Below are 16,072 nucleotides of genomic sequence, written 5' to 3' on the forward strand. Positions count from 1 at the left end.
CCGCTCCTGCCGGAGCACCCACACACGGCACACCCACGCAGAGCACACCCGCGAACGGCCCTGGGCGGTCGGCAGTCGAAGGGGCTTCCCGGTCTCATGGAGGACGGCATGGATTCCGCGCGGCGCAGACCCACCACCCCACCGCCCGACGCCTCCCATGCATCGGCGGCCGATGACAGCCGCGGTCCGAGCAGGCGGACGGCGCTGGCCCTCGGAGCCGGACTCACCGCCCTGGCCGCACCCGTCGCCTCCGTAGTGGGCACATCGAGCCCCGCCTGGGCGGGCGCGTCCGACAGACCGGCGCGGCCCACCGACCCCGGCGCGTACATCACCACCTCGCGCGGTCCCGGCACCTTCCCGCTCGTCGAGCACGGCACGGCCACCCCCCTCGTGGTCAGCGCCGCCGACCACCCGGGCGTCGTCCGCGCGGTCGGGGATCTGCGGGACGACCTCCAGCGGGTCACGGGTGTCCGACCCGGCCTCTCCCACGACACCCACGACCTCCCGACCGGCCGCCGCGAGGTCGTTCTCGTCGGCACTCTCGGCAAGAGCCCGCTGATCGACGCCTTGGTGGCGGCGGGCAAGCTGGACGTGACCGGGATCGCCGGTCGATGGGAGACCTCCCTGGAGCAGGTGGTGGACCATCCGCTGCCCGGCATCGACCGCGCGTTCGTGATCGCGGGCAGCGACCAACGCGGCACCGTCTACGGCATCTACGACGTCAGCCGGGGCATCGGTGTCTCGCCCTGGTACTGGTGGGCCGACGCCACCCCGAGCCACCAGGACCTGCTCCATGTCCTGCCCGGCCGCCACACCCAGGGCACACCCGCCGTCAAGTACCGCGGCTTCTTCATCAACGACGAGAACCCCGCGCTGGGCACCTGGGCGCCGGACCACTTCGGCCCCGGTCTCGCCGAGGGCTACCCGGGCGGCTTCAACCACGCCTTCTACGCCAAGGTCTTCGAGCTGATGCTGCGGCTGAAGGCCAACTACCTCTGGCCCGCGGTGTGGGGGCGCGCCTTCGCCGAGGACGATCCGCGCAACCACGCCACCGCGACGGCGTACGGCATCGTCATGGGCACCTCCCACGAGGCACCCATGATGCGCGGCATCGAGGAGTGGAACCGGCACGCCGTACCCGCCGTGCGCGACAGCGAGGGCACTGTCGTCACTCCGGGCCACGACCCCTACGGCGGCACGGGCGAGTGGAGCTTCCGGCACAACGCCGAGGCCATCAAGGCGTACTGGGCGGAGGGCATCCGCCGCAAGGTGACCGAGGGGTTCGAGGGCGTGGTGACCCTCGGTATGCGCGGCAACGGCGACACCGCGCTTCCCGACGGCGACGGCATCGACCTGATGCGGAGCATCGTCTCCACGCAGCGCGAGATCATCGCCGACATCACCGGCAGACCGGCGCGGGAGACTCCGCAGGTGTGGACGCTGTACAAGGAGGTCCAGCGCTATTGGGAGCAGGGCCTGCGGGCGCCCGACGACGTGACGGTGGTCTTCAACGACGACAACTGGGGCAATCTGCGCCTGGTCCCGAGCCCGTCCCTGCCACCGCACAGCGGGGGTTACGGCCTGTACTACCACTTCGACTACGTCGGCGCGGGCCGCAACTACAAGTGGGTCGACACCGCGAACCTGGCCAACGTCTGGGACCAGCTCAACCAGGCCTACACCTACGGCATCCGGCGCCTGTGGGTGGTCAACTCCGGTGATCTGAAGAGCAACGAGCTGCCCACGCAGTTCTTCCTCGACTACGCGTGGAATCCCGGCCGTTGGACGGCCGAGCACCTCCCCGAGTGGCTGTATCGCTATGCGCGCGACAACTTCGGCCCCGGGCAGGCCACCGCCATCGCCGCCGTCCTGGACACCTACGGACGTCTACAGGCCCGGCGCAAGCCGGAGTTGCTCAACCGGAAGATCACCGTGGACCCGGACAAGGACCTGCCCACGGACCCCTCCGCCGTCGTCTACGACGACCAGGCGACGCCGTTCAGCATCACCAACTACCGGGAGATGGAACGCGTCACGCGGGAATGGCAGGAGCTGTCCACCGCGGCCGAGCGCATCGACAGCGCCCTGCCGCGGCACAAGCGGGACGCCTACTACGAACTCGTCCTCTATCCGGTCAAGGCGACCGCCAACCTCTACGCCCTGCGCCAGGCGCAGTTCACCAACCTCCTCTACGCCGACCAGGGCAGGGCCGCCACCGACTCCCTCGCCTCGGCCACCGAGTCGTACTTCCGTGATGACCAGGCTCTCGCCGACCGCTTCAACAACGGTGTGGCGGACGGGAAATGGAAGGGGTTCCAGACTCAGCCGCACATCGACTACGGCGATGTGGAACGGTACGGCCCGAACGCCCCCTGGCAGCAGCCGGAGATCGACAACGTGGCCCTCCCCGATGTCATCTTCCCCGCGGTCAAGCGGATCAGCCCGTCCTCGGCGGCCCGGATGGGCGTCGCCGTCGACGGCAGCGACCAGGCGTGGCCCGGCGCCACGGCCGAGTGCACCCTGCCCGCGCTCAGTCCGTATGCCAGTGGACCGGTGCCGTACATCGAGATCTTCAACCGGGGTACGGCGCCCTTCGACTACCAGATCCGGACCGGGGTCCCGTGGCTGTCCGTCGACGCGACGAGGGGGCGCGTCGACAGCCAGGTACGGGTCACCGTCCGGGCGGACTGGTCCCGCGCGCCCAAGGGCAGGACCACGGTGCCTCTCGCCGTCACCGGTCCCGGCGGCCAGAAGGTGACCGTCAAGGTCCCGGTGGACAACCCGGACGTGTCCTCGCGGAGCCTGCGCGGATTCGTCGAGGCAGACGGCCATGTCTCCATCGAGGCCGACCACTACAGCAAGGCCCATGGCACAAGTACCGTCTCCTGGCGGCGCATTCCCGGTATCGGCAGGACCGGAGCGGGCATGGAGCCCTTCCCGGTCACCGCGTCCCGGCAGACCCCGGGAGGCGACAGCCCCCGCCTCGAGTACACCGTCACACTCTTCACGACCGGACCGGTCACAGTGTCGGCGTATCTGTCACCCCGGAACAACATCCTGGCGAGCGACGGGCTCACCTACGCGGTCTCCTTCGACGACGACCGACCGCAGTCGGTGAACATCACCACGCTCACCGGCTCCGACGACGGCACGATGAACACGCAGTGGCAGCGGAACACCTCCGACAACGTCAACGTCACCACGACCACGCACCGGATCACGAAGTCCGGGATCCACGTGCTGAAGTTCTGGATGGTGGACCCCACCGTCGTCCTCCAGAACCTCGTCGTGAACACCGGTGGTCTCAGGCCGAGTTACCTCGGCCCGCCCGAGAGCCGTCGTGTGCGCTGACCCAGGACTTCGGTCCTCGTCGACCGGACTTCGGTCCCCGCTGGGACGACAGCGGACCGAACCGTGCTCCCGAGGCCGCAGCACGCGGCCACGGGTTCTCCACGAGCCTTCCGAGGAGGAAGCATGCACATGGAGGACAAGCCCCCCACCCCGTCGATCAGTCGCAGGAGACTCCTCGCCGGCGCCGGTACCGGTGCGCTCGCGCTGGCGGCCTCCGGGCTGCTGCTGCCGGGGACCGCCCAGGCCGCCACGACCATCACCACCAACCAGACGGGCACCAACAACGGGTACTTCTACTCGTTCTGGACCGACGGTGGCGGTTCGGTCTCCATGACCCTGGGGAACGGCGGCAACTACAGCACCTCGTGGACCAACTGCGGGAACTTCACCTGCGGCAAGGGCTGGAGCACCGGCAGCCGCCGGAACGTGAACTACTCCGGCGGCTTCAACCCGTCGGGCAACGGCTATCTGGCGCTCTACGGGTGGACCCTCAACCCGCTCGTGGAGTACTACGTCATCGAGAGCTGGGGCACCTACCGGCCCACGGGCACGTACAAGGGCGCCGTCAGCAGCGACGGCGGCACGTACGACATCTACCAGACGAGGCGGGTCAACGCCCCCTCCATCATCGGGACCGCGACGTTCGACCAGTACTGGAGCGTGCGTCAGTCCAAGCGCGTGGGGGGAACCATCACGTCGGGCAACCACTTCGACGCATGGGCCAGTCACGGCATGAACATGGGCGCCTTCAACTACATGATCCTCTTGACGGAGGGCTACCAGAGCAGCGGCAACTCCAACCTCACGGTGAGCTGACCGAGACCGCACGCATCAGGTGAGGGGAAGGGCCGGGGCGACCCGGCCCTTCGTATGGACACGGAAGGTCGCCCCCCCCGTTCTCATCTGCTGAGGAACCGGTGCAGCCCTTCGGCCACCCCTTCGGTGGGTACGGTGACGGCGAACCACGAGGCCTCGACGGCCAGCCCCTCGTCGATGGGCAGGTTGATGCCGCGCGTCACGGCGGCCAGGCAGGCGCTCACCGCCGTGGGGGCGTGCCGGACGATGCGGTCGGCCAGCGCACGGGCAGTCGGGAGCAGATCGCCGTGCGGGACGACATGGTTGACGATGCCGAGTTCCGCCGCGCGCTCGGCGGTGATCGGATCTCCGGTGAGGATCATCTCCAGGGCCCGCTTGCGGCCGATGTGCCGGGGAAGGCGCTGCGAGCCACCGAAGGGCGGGGGGAAGCCCAAGGTGATCTCCGGCTTGGCGAAGGTGGCGTGCTCGCTCGCGACGGCCAGGTGGGACGCCTCGGTGATCTCGCAACCACCGCCGTAGGCCAGTCCGTTGACCGCCGCGATGAGCGGTTTCGGGAACTGCTCGATCCGGCGGGTGAGGCCCTGCCCCCGTCGTACGATCTCGCGCAGAGCCTGGTCCACTCCCCCCGCGATGCTGGTCGCGAGGTCACCGATGTCCGCACCGGCGCTGAAGGCGCGCTCTCCGGCACCGGTGAGGATGACGGCGCGGATCGCGTCGTCCGCCTCGATCTGGTCGAGCACGGCGGCGAGCGCGTCGATCGTGGCGTAGTCGAGCGCGTTGAGCTTGCCGGGGCGGTCGATGGTGACGGTGGCGACGGCCCCGTCGACGGCGCATCGGACGGTCACAGGCATGGCACTCCGATCGGGTGGGTGTTCGGGGAACTGCTTCCGTGAACGTGAACGCCAACGTGAACATGAACGCGAACGTGAACTACCGGTCGATGCGGCCGAGTTCGCGCTCAGGATCGCCGGGTCCGCCATTCGGGAGCGAGTATCGCCCACATCTCCTTGTCGTGACGGGCGCCGCCATAGGGCCAGTACGCGCGCCGCACACCCTCGCGCGTCATACCGAGCCGCTCGGCCACCGCGGAGCTGCGCTCGTTGTCCGCCCGGCAGTGCCACTCGGCGCGGTGCATCCCCCGGGAGGCGAACGCCCACTCCAGCAGGGCGCGGCACGCCTGCGTGATCAGACCATGGCCCTCGGCGCCCGGCTCCAGCCAGCAGCCGATCTCGCACGTGCCCCGGACGGCGTCGAAGTCCACGAACATGACACCACCGACCAGCACGTCGTCGAGCCAGATGCCGTAGATACGGGCACCGTCCGCGGCCTGCCGTTCGGCGTACCGCCGCAAGGTGGCCCGCGCGCCGTCGACGTCGTCGGTGACGAACGCGGGCCCGACCCACGGCCGGATGTGCTCGCGGGCCCGGTCCATATGGGTGGCGAACTCCTCGGCGTGCTCGATCTGGAGCGGACGGAGGCGGGCGTTGTCCCGCAACGGGAGAGAGAACATGAAGACCTCATTCACACAACAAGCGTTATGCGAACGCACGGTAGCAGCATGCCTCCGCATGCGCGAAGAGACCTGTGATACCCGTGGAACCGCTGACGCCCTTGAGGCGTCGTCCAGTTGACGGCAGCCCAGGACACAACTCCCCGACTCCCTGGCCTGCTTCCCCGAGCCCGGCGAACGGAGCAGGACACGTGGTCACCCGGATCCCCCGCCACGACTTCCCGGTTGCCGACATGGACGAGGCCTTGGCGCCGATCGTCCGGAGCGTGGCGGAGATCCTCTCGGAACTCGAGACCTCCGAATTCGATCGTTACGACGCTCTGGGCTACTCACTGACCTTGGCCAAATGGGCTTGCCTGGCGGATCCCGCCGTCGAGGAGTTCGCGACCTGGGAGACGTGGGTCCACGCGATGCAGGTCGGGTCGGGGCTGTTCATCTCAGGGGCCGCCCCCGAAGGCCCCGTCCCGTGCCGGATCGGCAGCCACGGACAGATCAAGAACCTCCCCGCGACCGGCCCGAAGGACTACCTGCACGCGGGGAACTGGCTCACCTCGTACTACCTCGCCGTGATCTGCCGGGAGAACGAGCGGCTCGACCAACTGGCCCGTATCCCCGTCTCGTTCCTCCGCGCCTCGGGGATGGAGTTCGACGAGTACATCTACGCCTGGGTGGAGACGCTGCAGAACGCCTGGCTCGGCCGCCCGGAGATGTGGGACACGCTCGTGACCGCCATCGACGGAACAGACCCGGCGGTACCTCACATCGCCAGTACCGAACTCATATTGAACATCCTCTATCCGCCGTTGGAGGTCTTCCACCGGTATCAGCGGCAAGACCCGGAGCCGTTCAACGCCGCCCTGGAGAAGGCACTCACCTGGCACCGTGAGTACTGGACCGGCAACGAAGATCGGTCCAGGCGCGGTGAGGGGCTGGTGGCTCTCGGGCCGCTGGCCATGGCCTGTATGGCCTTCGACGCGGGCATCCCGGTCGAGGTCGAGTCCGAATACCTGCCCAAGTGCCTCCTGGAGCGCTGGTGGATCGGCCAGTTCGCCACGTGATACAGGCCAACATGCCTACCGGTCGCCTTCACCCTCGGCGCCCGGGACGTACGGGCCATCGGCCTGGCCCATGCCCGCAGGCCCCCGGTAGCGATCAGGCCCCGGCAGCTCGGCACCGCGGCCGACCCCGCCCTGCACTATCCCTTCGGTGACGGCACCGACCCCGTCGCCTGGACCCACCTGACGACGCTCACGGCCCATCTGAGGTCCCGCTCGTCGACCCCACCGAAGAGCACGGCCTAGCGGCCCCGTACCTACTCGGCCGAGGACCGCGGGAGCGCGCCGGTCAGTGCCAGGGTGACGAGGCGGGCGGCGAGGGTGTCGTCGAGCGGGGCGCCACTGATCAGGGCGCGGGTGAACAGGGCGCCGCTGATGGCCTCGATGACGAGGCCCGGGTCCGTGTCCGGTGCGAGTTCGCCGCGCTCGACGCCCCGGCGGACCATGACGGCGCCGCGTTCGAGGCGCTCGGTCCAGAAGGGGAGGCGGCGGTCCGGCAGGGTGTCGTCGCGTTCGGCGCTCAGCCGGAGCAGCGCCTGGCCCTGCGCCGTCGCGAGCAGCCGCGCCAGCGCGCCGAAGTAGGCGGCGAGGTCGTCCCGGACATGTCCGGTGTCCGGCACCGGCATCGCCGCGTCGACCTGTTCGGTCAGCGCTTCCAGGATGAGGTTCTCGCGGGTTCCCCACCGCCGGTAGACGGAGGTCTCGTGGACTCCGGCGGCGCGGGCGACGGCGCCCACGGTCGTACCGGCGAGCCCGTGTTCCGTCAGGACGTCCACGGTGGCGGCGAGGACGGCGGAGCGCATACGGGCTCCTCGGCGCCGCAAGGGCGGCACGTTCTGGGACGGTGCGTTCCGGTCGGACGAGGGCATGATCCATGGTAACGCAGGTCTACTTGCGTTACCCGGAGCGCGAGCGTACGTTTCATCGCAAGGTGACTTGCGTTGAGGGGCCCGCGGCCCCAGGTCGCCGCCGTGTCAAGGAGGCCATTCATGGAGCAGATGCTCGCCGCCCGGCTGCACATCCCCAGCCGCACCCTGCGCATCGAGGAGGTGGCGAAGCCCGCGCCCGGTCCCGGCCAGGTCCTGGTGAAGGTGGAGGCCGCGGGCGTCTGCCTGTCGGACGTCCACCTGATCGACGGCACTCTCACGCCGCTGCTGCTGCGCGGCGACACGGTCACCCTGGGCCACGAGGTGTCCGGGACCATCGCGGAGATCGGCGAGGGCGTCACCCGCTGGACCCCGGGTCAGCGGGTCGTGCTGTACGCGGGTGAGATCCGCGACGGCGTCACGTACACGCGTGGCGTGGACTACGACGGCGGCTGGGCCGAGTACGCGCTCTCCGCCGAGAACGCCCTCACCGAACTCCCTGCGGCCATCCCCTTCGACCAGGGCGCGATCATCCCGGACGCGGTCTCCACCCCGTGGGGCGCGATCACCGTGACGGGTGCCGTGAAGCCCGCCGAGGCCGTCGGCGTCTGGGGGGTCGGCGGACTCGGCGTCCACGCCGTCCAGTTGCTGCGGGCCATCGGCGCGTGCCCCGTCATCGCGGTCGACCCCAATCCCACCGCCCGCGAGCGCGCTCTCGCCCAGGGCGCGGACCTGGCGCTCGACTCCGCCGACCCGGCGCTGCGCGAGCGGATCGGCGCGGCGACCGGTGGCGCCGGTCTCGCCGCCGCCTTCGACTTCGCCGGTGTGCCGGCCGTCCGCGAGCAGGCGCTCTCGGTGCTCGCGCGCAAGGGCAGGCTGGTCCTCGTGGGTCTGACCGACAAGCCGCTGACCGTCACCGACGGCACCCGCTTCAGCTACCTCCAGCAGCAGATCCTCGGCCACTACGGCTCCGACATGCCGGTCGCGCTGCCGCAGTTGCTGTCCCTGCTCCAGGGCGGCCGACTGGACTTCTCCGCGTCGATCAGCGGCGAACTGCCGCTGGCGCAGGCCGCCGAAGCGGTGGAGCGGCTGACGAACAAGACCGGCGACCCGATCCGGTTGATCCTGCGCCCCTGACCGGGTCGCCGACGGGCGGTGTGCCACACACACCTGTGGCACGCCGCCCGTCGGCACACGTCTTGAAGGCGGCTCAGTGCGTGGGGAAGCCGAAGGAGTAGCCCTGCTCCTTGAGCCACGGGAGGACGCGGCGCAGGGCCTCGACGGTCTGGGAGCGGTCGCCGCCCGCGTCGTGGAAGAGGATCGTCGGCCCGTTGGGCAGCTCCCGCTGGACGGTGGCGACCATGGCGTCCGCGCCCGGCCGTTCGAAGTCCTTGGAGTCCACGTTCCAGCCCAGCGGGCGCATGCCTCGGGAGGCGGCCAGCTTGCGGCTGTAGGGGGTGAACGCCCCACCGGGCGCCCGGTAGTACATCGGCCGGACGCCCCCGGACGCCTCGGTGATCATGCGCTCGGCGTCGAGGATCTGCTGCGACTGGTAGGCCTCGGACTTGGTGTCCATGGCGGTGTCGTGCGACACCGTGTGGTCGCACAGCCGGTGCCCGGCCGCGACCACCTTCTTCACGAGGTCCGGGTGGGCCTTCGCCTGCGGTCCCACCATGCAGAACGTGGCCTTCACCCCGTACTCCCGCAGTACGTCGAGTACTTGAGGGGTCCACGCGGGGTCGGGGCCGTCGTCGATGGTGATGTTGACGGCATGGTCCCCCTTCTCCGAGGCGTGCGCGATGGTCACCCCCACCGCCTTGACGTCACCGCCCGGCGCGGCCGACGCGGTCGCACGGGGCGACGAGTCACCCGCGGAACCGGCCTGCGCGGTCCACGCCGAGGCACCGGCGGCCAGCACCGTCACCCCGAGCGCCGCCCCGAGCACCTTGCCGTACCAGCCCCGCCCGCCACCGTGCCGTGCCATGTCCGCCCCACTTTCCCGCAGTTCCTCGCCGACCCCTGGTCGCCATCCGACCACATGCCAGGACGAGAGCCGACGGCCGCAGGATGCCTCTGTTACCAATCACGGACAATTCCAGGGGAGTTCGCGGACAACCCCCTCGGGGCGAGGCCGTGGGCGGCCTCGCCCCGAGGGATCGCCGTACGGCTACGCTCAGTGCTCGGAAAGGGACTTGGCGAAGAGCGCGTAGAGGTGCTTGTACGCCTCGTCCTGCGTCGGGTAGAGCACAAGGACGCGGATATTCAGCTTGCCGCCCTTCGGCACGACATGGACACCCTCGGGGGGCGAGCCGAGGAGGACTTCCCCGTTGGAACCGTCCTCGACGATCATGCCCCAGAACGCATGGGTGAACTCCTTGAAGAGCACCGCCCCGACCGGAAGCTGACCGAACCCGACATTCCAGTGCGTCACGTCGGATGCGCCCGCGTACAGGGTGACGTCATAGGAGTGGATGTACTTCTTGGTCTCCCAGTCCTGCCAGCTTGAGTTGAACTTGAAGTCGACGGTGAGGTTCTTCTTCGCCGCCGTGAAGGTGACCGTCTCCGGTGCCGATTCCTGGCCGTCGCGCACGGCCCGCGCCGTCACCGTGTGGCTGCCCACGCTCCATCCGTCCTGGTGGCGGAAGGCCCAGTTGTGATTGCTCACCTTGGCGCTGCCGAGTTTGGTTCCGCCTTCGGTGACCTCCACCGACTCGGCGTTGAAGGCGACGCCGTCGATCGAGGCCGCGGTGTCGATCTCCGTGCCGTTCCGGGGCGACCTGATGTCCACGACAGGGCTCGGGAGCGTGACGTAGAAGCGCAGAGAGGTCTTGCCCGAGGTCACGTCGTCGCGCACGGCCAGGGCGGCGAGGTTGTGCTGCCCGAGTGGCCAGTCCGCCTCGGGGGTGTACTCCCAGGCGCTGTCCTTGACCGGAAGAGTGGCCACGTGCTCCGCACCCTCGTAGAGCATGACCTGCTGTACGTCGGGGGCGGCTGTGCCCCGGACGGGCTGGCGGCGGTTCTCGCTCTGCCCGCCGTCCGCAGGGGCGGTGAAGACCGGGAGCGGCACCGGCCGGGGGAAGGCGAGGGCGGACTGCGCCCTGTCGTTCCACGAATTGTCCCGGCCGCCCTCCAGCGGGAGCTTCGTCATGTCGCCGATCGACGTGCCGGCCTTGACGGGCAGTTGACTGCCGCGCTGATTGATGCGTGTGAAGAGGATGTTGTCGTCGTTGGTGTTGTTGACGACGGAGCTCACTCCGTCGTCACTCTGGTCGAATCCGTAGTCACTGAAGTTGTTCGCCGTACCCCTGGCCGGAATGACGAGGATCGTGTCCCGTTCTCCATCCACGTTGTAGTGGATGTCGGCGAAGAGTGAGAACGCACCCGCGGGAGCCTTGTCCTTGCCTCGCCCGTGGATCACGTAAGGCTTGTCAGCAGATTCCTTGCTTCCGTTTCCGTCCGCCATTCTCCACCCCTCTTGTGCGGCGACTATTCCATTGCAAGGTTGCCCGCGGCCTAAGTCACCGTCAATTCCAAAAGATTGTTCGAGCGCGATCAGGTCAATTTCTGAACTGGCCGAATTTGAGGGGGAAATACGGAGAAGACTGTGGGCACGGAAGGGGACGCCCGGACCAAGACCGAGCGGACGCTGCCGGAACTCTCCGACGTCCGCCGGGTCTTGGCCCGTTGAGTCAAGGGCGGTCACTGACCTTCAGCGCCGCCTCCGCAGCGAGGCGTCCGTCAGGGCGGGCGGCTCGTAGAAGGTCACATCGCGAGTGATGTCCGTTCCCGGCGGGACCACCTCGTCGATACGGTCGAGGATCGCCGAGTCCAACCGGACGTCCACACCCTCCAGCATGCCTTCCAGGTGCTCCATCGTCCGGGGGCCCATGATGACCGAGGTGACCGCGGGGTGGCTGCGCACGAAGGCCGTGGCCAGGGTCGGCAGCGAGACTCCCGCCTCGGCCGCCACCTTCTTCAGCTCGGTGACCGCGTCCAGCTTGGCCCGGTTGCCGGGCAGGTTCATATCGAACAGTGAGTCCACCATCCCGGTGTTGCCGTGGCGCGAGGTGCGCGGGTCCGCCCCGTCCGGGCCGCCGTACCGGCCCGACAGCCAGCCCCCGCTCAGCGGCGACCAAGTGATCACCCCCACCCCGTACTTCCGCGCGACCGGCAGTACCTCCCGTTCGATGCCACGGGCGAGGATCGAGTACGGCGGCTGCTCGCCACGCGGACGCACCAGGCCGCGCCGCTCGGCCGTCCACTGCGCCTCCACCAACTCCGAGGCCGGGAAGGCGGACGTGCCATAGGCGCGGATCTTGCCTGCCCGGACCAGGTCGGACAGGGCCGAGAGGGTCTCCTCCAAGTCGGTCTCCGGATCGGGACGGTGGACCTGGTAGAGGTCGATCCAGTCGGTGTCCAGGCGGCGCAGACTGTCCTCGACGGCTCGTACGATCCAACGGCGGGAATTGCCCCGGCGGTTGGGGTCCTCGCCCATCGGGTTGTGGAACTTGGTCGCCAGGACGACATCGTCACGCCGCCCCTTGAGGGCCTTGCCGACGATCTCCTCGGATTCACCGAGCGAGTACATGTCGGCGGTGTCAACGGTGTTGATTCCGGCGTCCAGTGCGGTATGAACGATCCGGACGGCCTCGCCGTGGTCGGCCGTCCCCCACGCGCCGAGCATCATCGTGCCGAGGGTGAACTCGCTGACCTGGATGCCGCTTCCACCGAGTGTGCGGTACTTCATGACGGTCTCTCCTTCGTGGGGCGCCGTGCGTTGCGTTCCGCCGGGTACCGGCGGGTGCGCTGACGCATCCACGATCGGCCGGACCGCGCCTCGTAACCAGATCCGCTCCAACCTGGGTCCGGCAGAACCAGGTTGGGCGAAGAGCCAGGTCGGGTGGAGGTCCGGTGCTGAACGGCACTGGGCCATACTGGGCCGCATGGTGGACGCACGCTCCGAGTTGGGACCCTTCCTCAAGGGGCGGCGGGCCGCCCTGTCACCCGCCGAGCTGGGGCTGCCCGAGGGGATCAACCGGCGCCGCGTGCGCGGGCTGCGCAGGGAAGAAGTGGCCCAACTGGCCGGGGTCAGCGTGGACTACTACACCCGGATCGAGCAGGGCCGGGCTACGGCGGTCTCGGCGGAGATCCTCGACGCGGTCGCCGGGGCGCTGCGGCTGAACGCGGACGAGCGCCGCTATCTGCACAACGTGGCCGTGCGGCCGACGGGCGGTCCGGCCGGGGAGGGCGGGGTGTGCGCCCCACCGCCGGTGCCGCGGCAGCGGGTTCGGCCGCAGGTGCGGGCGCTGCTCGACGGGTTGGGGGCGACTCCCGCGCTGGTCCTGGGAAATGGGCTGGATGTCCTGGCCTGGAACCGGGCGTTGGGGCTGTTGTGGCCGCTACTGGAAGAAGTCCCCGAGGACCGGCTCAACCTCGCCCTGATGATGTTCATGGAACCGGCAGCCGGGCGACTGCACGCCGACCAGGAGGCGGTGCGCGAGCAACTGGTGGCGGGGTTGCGGGCGGCATCGGGGCGGGCGCCGGACGAGCCGCGGCTGTGCGCGGTACTGCTGGAGCTGCGGCGGCTCAGCCCCCGCTTCCGGGAGTTGTGGGAGGCACGGGCGGTCGCGGAGAAGCGGACCGGTCGGCACCGGCTGTGGCATCCGGCGGTGGGTGAGCTGGAGTTGGGCTACGAGAAGCTGATCCTCCCTGTGGCCGGGAACGGGGACGAGGGCCAGGAACTCATGGTGTACGTGGCGGAGCCCGGCTCACCGTCGGAGGCCGCGCTGCGGGTCGTGGTAGGGGACGGGGCGCTGGTGTAGCCCGCTCCGATGCGGCGCACGCCAGGATCTGCTTGCGCGAACCTGGAGAACCGCATGCGCGCACGCCCAAGATCGTGTCGTCGCACTCTTCCGATGGCCGGAACCCGATCATCCCCGGGGATTCACACCCGGAAAGAACCGGGGTGCCGCACTTCAAACATGGAATTTCGGACGTTCCATTCCCGGAACTCGCCGATAGCGGTACCCCATAACGCGCCTGCGTTGAAAAGGAGTTGACGGGCTCGGCCAGGGAAGTGAGTCGTTGACGGGTCCTTTCGATCATGCAATCATTCGAATGCACGTCCCGTATCCGCTTTTCGTACCCCTTGCACCGATATTCGAACACGCCAGGCGCGCTGGAGGCCGGCAGGCCTGTACGTCAGGCCGGTTGCCATCGCCCTCTATGAGCCGCCACTGCCTCGGAGGGGGCCCATGCAGTTCAGGATTCTGGGGCCGCTCGAAGTCGTGGACGACGGCAGGCGCATCGATGTCAGCGGACAGCGTCAGCGCACGGTGCTGGCGATGCTGCTGCTCGAATCGGGACGTGTCGTCTCCAACGACCGTCTGGTGGAGGCCATATGGGAACGGAAGCCACCGGCTACGAGCCGCACGCAGGTACAGATCGGCATCTGCGCCCTGCGCCGCATGCTCGCCTCGGGCCCCCACCCCTGCCCCATCGTGACCCGCTCGCCCGGCTATCTCTTACGGACGACCGAGGGACAACTCGACCTCCATGACTTCGAGGAGCGGGTCGCGGCGGGCGGACGAGCCGCTGCCGCTCATCAACCGCAGCAGGCGGTCAAGGAGTTACGGGCCGCGCTGGAGCTGTGGCAGGGGCACGCCCTGACCGACATCAGCAGCCAGCCGGTACGGGCGAACGCCGTCCAACTCGACGAGCGCCGCCTCGCCGTACAGGAGCAGTGCCTCGAACTCGAACTACGGCTCGGCAACCACCACCGCGCGGTGAGCGAACTCGGCGCTCTGGTCGCCGCCCACCCCCTGCGCGAACGCCTGCGGGTGCTCCTGATGACCGCGCTCCACCGCGCGGGACGCCAGGCCGAGGCCCTGGAGGCGTACCGCCAGGCGCGGACAGCGCTCGTCGAGAGGCTCGGCATCGAGCCCGGCGCGGAACTGCAACGACTGCACCGCATGATCCTGGCAGGGGAAGAGGAGTGGGACGCGCCGCCTCGGATCCAGCCCTGTATCAAGGTCACGGCGGACGCCGCCCAGCCGAACGGGCCCGGCAACGGCCCGACTCCCCCCGCGTTTCCGGTGGTTCCGGCACCTCCGGCGCACCGGATTCCGCGGCTGCTGCCCGCCGACATCCCCGACTTCACCGGCCGCGCGCAAGCGATCCAGCGCATTCTGGCCGCCTCCACCCGCACCGACGCGCCCCGGACCGTCGTCCCCGTCACCGTGATCACGGGTCGGAGCGGCTCAGGCAAGACCACCCTCGCCGTACATGTCGCCCATCGGCTCGCTCCGGACTACCCCGACGGGCAGCTCTTCGCGAATCTGTCCGGCGCTCCGGGCCACCCGACGAGCCCCGCCGAGGTACTCCGCCGCTTCCTGCGCGCGCTCGGCGTGGCCGACGAAGCCATCCCCGGCAGCGTCGAGGAACGCGCCGAGATGTACCGCGACCTGCTGGCGGAGGGCCGAGTCCTCGTCGTCCTGGACGGCGCGACCTCCGAAGGCCAAGTCGCCCCACTGCTGCCCGGATCGCCCGGTTCGCGGGTGCTGATCACCTCGTGGCGGCGCTTCACCGGGCTGCCCGCGGACACCCGTATCGAACTCTCCCGGTTCCGGCGGGAGAGTTCCGTGGACCTGCTGGTGAAGATCATCGGGCGACGGCGGGTCGCCGCCGAACCGCTGGCCGTCGAGGAACTCTGCCGCGCCTGTGACGATCTGCCGCTCCTGCTGCGCGCGGCTGCCGCACGTCTGGCCGCCCGGCCGCACCGCGCGGTGGCGGACGCCGTCGTCCAGACCGAGGCGGTGGACCGCTACGCCGAAGTGGCCCGGCGCCCGGACGAGTTGCGCCACGTGGAGCAGGCGGTCCGCACCTGCATGGCCCCGGCTTACGGTGCGCTCAGTCCGGAGGCCCGGCAAACCCTGCGCCGACTCGCCCAGTTGAAGCTGCCCGACGTCGCCCCCTGGATCGGCGCCCCGCTGCTCGAATGTGAACCGCACCGCGCCCAGGACCTGTTGGACGAACTCACCGAGTCCTATCTGCTCGACGCGGTGGTGGACCAGGCGTCCAGAGCCGTCCGGTACCGCTTCCCCGCCTTCGTACGGGCCTTCGCCCTGGAACGCCTGGCGGCGGAGGAGTCACCGGAGGAGCGACGGGCGGCGCTGCGGCGCGTTCTCGACACCTTGGCGTATCTCACCGGAGAAGCGCAGCGCCGCGGCGGGTACGGCGACCCGCCCGTGCCGGACGAGCCCATCCGCTGCCATGCGATGCCGCGGAGCCTGGTCGACCGTCTGCTGGCGGACCCGTTCGCCTGGTATCAGCAGGAGCGCGCCCAGGTGGCGGCGGCGGGTCGCCAGGCAGCGGAAATCGGCCTCTGGACCATCTCCTCCCGCCTGATGAGCAGTTCGGCGGCGCTGGCCCGAAAGTGACCCCTTCGGGGGTGGCGGCACGGCGGTCCGGCCGTG

General features: G+C 69.5%; 12 protein-coding genes and 1 pseudogene. 7 read left to right on the top strand and 6 right to left on the bottom strand.

What is annotated here, in order from left to right:
* Window positions 1–108 precede the first annotated feature (108 nt).
* Together ACZ60T_RS04315 and ACZ60T_RS04320 are read left to right on the top strand one after the other, a co-directional pair.
* Complete coding sequence (locus ACZ60T_RS04315) at window positions 109–3,351, top strand: glycosyl hydrolase 115 family protein (RefSeq protein ID WP_469664286.1); 3,243 nt, start codon at window positions 109–111, stop codon at window positions 3,349–3,351.
* Window positions 3,352–3,480: 129 nt separating this feature from the next.
* Window positions 3,481–4,167, top strand: a complete 687-nt coding sequence (locus ACZ60T_RS04320) for a glycoside hydrolase family 11 protein (RefSeq protein ID WP_469664288.1) — start codon at window positions 3,481–3,483, stop codon at window positions 4,165–4,167.
* A gap of 83 nt (window positions 4,168–4,250) precedes the next feature.
* On the opposite strand, the gene ACZ60T_RS04325 is transcribed toward ACZ60T_RS04320, so the two are convergent.
* Complete coding sequence (locus ACZ60T_RS04325) at window positions 4,251–5,018, bottom strand: crotonase/enoyl-CoA hydratase family protein (RefSeq protein WP_469664290.1); 768 nt, start codon at window positions 5,016–5,018, stop codon at window positions 4,251–4,253.
* Window positions 5,019–5,125: 107 nt separating this feature from the next.
* Window positions 5,126–5,677 (bottom strand): GNAT family N-acetyltransferase, encoded by a 552-nt coding sequence (locus tag ACZ60T_RS04330; protein ID WP_469664292.1) that lies wholly within the window; start codon window positions 5,675–5,677, stop codon window positions 5,126–5,128.
* A 191-nt stretch (window positions 5,678–5,868) separates the two neighbouring features.
* Between ACZ60T_RS04330 and ACZ60T_RS04335 the strand changes: the two genes are divergently transcribed.
* Window positions 5,869–6,735, top strand: a complete 867-nt coding sequence (locus ACZ60T_RS04335) for an immunity 49 family protein (RefSeq protein WP_469664293.1) — start codon at window positions 5,869–5,871, stop codon at window positions 6,733–6,735.
* Window positions 6,736–6,753: 18 nt separating this feature from the next.
* Window positions 6,754–6,978 (top strand): annotated as a pseudogene (locus ACZ60T_RS04340) (DUF6177 family protein); the annotation flags it as partial.
* Between the two features lie 11 nt (window positions 6,979–6,989).
* On the opposite strand, the gene ACZ60T_RS04345 reads toward ACZ60T_RS04340, so the two are convergent.
* Window positions 6,990–7,535, bottom strand: a complete 546-nt coding sequence (locus tag ACZ60T_RS04345) for a TetR/AcrR family transcriptional regulator (RefSeq protein WP_469664294.1) — start codon at window positions 7,533–7,535, stop codon at window positions 6,990–6,992.
* Window positions 7,536–7,721: 186 nt separating this feature from the next.
* Here ACZ60T_RS04345 and ACZ60T_RS04350 point away from each other — a divergent pair, with 186 nt between their 5' ends.
* Window positions 7,722–8,735: a zinc-binding dehydrogenase gene (locus tag ACZ60T_RS04350; protein ID WP_365631000.1), complete on the top strand. Its 1,014-nt coding sequence runs from the start codon at window positions 7,722–7,724 to the stop codon at window positions 8,733–8,735.
* Between the two features lie 73 nt (window positions 8,736–8,808).
* Here ACZ60T_RS04350 and ACZ60T_RS04355 read toward each other — a convergent pair whose 3' ends face one another.
* From ACZ60T_RS04355 to ACZ60T_RS04365, 3 genes are all read right to left on the bottom strand, one after another.
* Window positions 8,809–9,582: a polysaccharide deacetylase family protein gene (locus ACZ60T_RS04355; RefSeq protein WP_469664296.1), complete on the bottom strand. Its 774-nt coding sequence runs from the start codon at window positions 9,580–9,582 to the stop codon at window positions 8,809–8,811.
* 189 nt (window positions 9,583–9,771) lie between these two features.
* On the bottom strand, window positions 9,772–11,061 hold the full coding sequence (locus ACZ60T_RS04360; protein WP_469664298.1) for an Ig-like domain-containing protein: 1,290 nt from the start codon (window positions 11,059–11,061) through the stop codon (window positions 9,772–9,774).
* Window positions 11,062–11,307: 246 nt separating this feature from the next.
* Window positions 11,308–12,345: an aldo/keto reductase gene (locus tag ACZ60T_RS04365; RefSeq protein ID WP_469664300.1), complete on the bottom strand. Its 1,038-nt coding sequence runs from the start codon at window positions 12,343–12,345 to the stop codon at window positions 11,308–11,310.
* Window positions 12,346–12,541: 196 nt separating this feature from the next.
* Here ACZ60T_RS04365 and ACZ60T_RS04370 point away from each other — a divergent pair, with 196 nt between their 5' ends.
* Both ACZ60T_RS04370 and ACZ60T_RS04375 read left to right on the top strand, forming a co-directional pair.
* Window positions 12,542–13,420, top strand: coding sequence for a helix-turn-helix domain-containing protein (locus tag ACZ60T_RS04370; protein WP_469664302.1), 879 nt, complete (start codon window positions 12,542–12,544; stop codon window positions 13,418–13,420).
* Between the two features lie 432 nt (window positions 13,421–13,852).
* Window positions 13,853–16,036, top strand: coding sequence for an AfsR/SARP family transcriptional regulator (locus ACZ60T_RS04375; RefSeq protein WP_469664304.1), 2,184 nt, complete (start codon window positions 13,853–13,855; stop codon window positions 16,034–16,036).
* Window positions 16,037–16,072 lie beyond the last annotated feature (36 nt).

This window comes from Streptomyces sp. NPDC104371 (assembly GCF_055583785.1).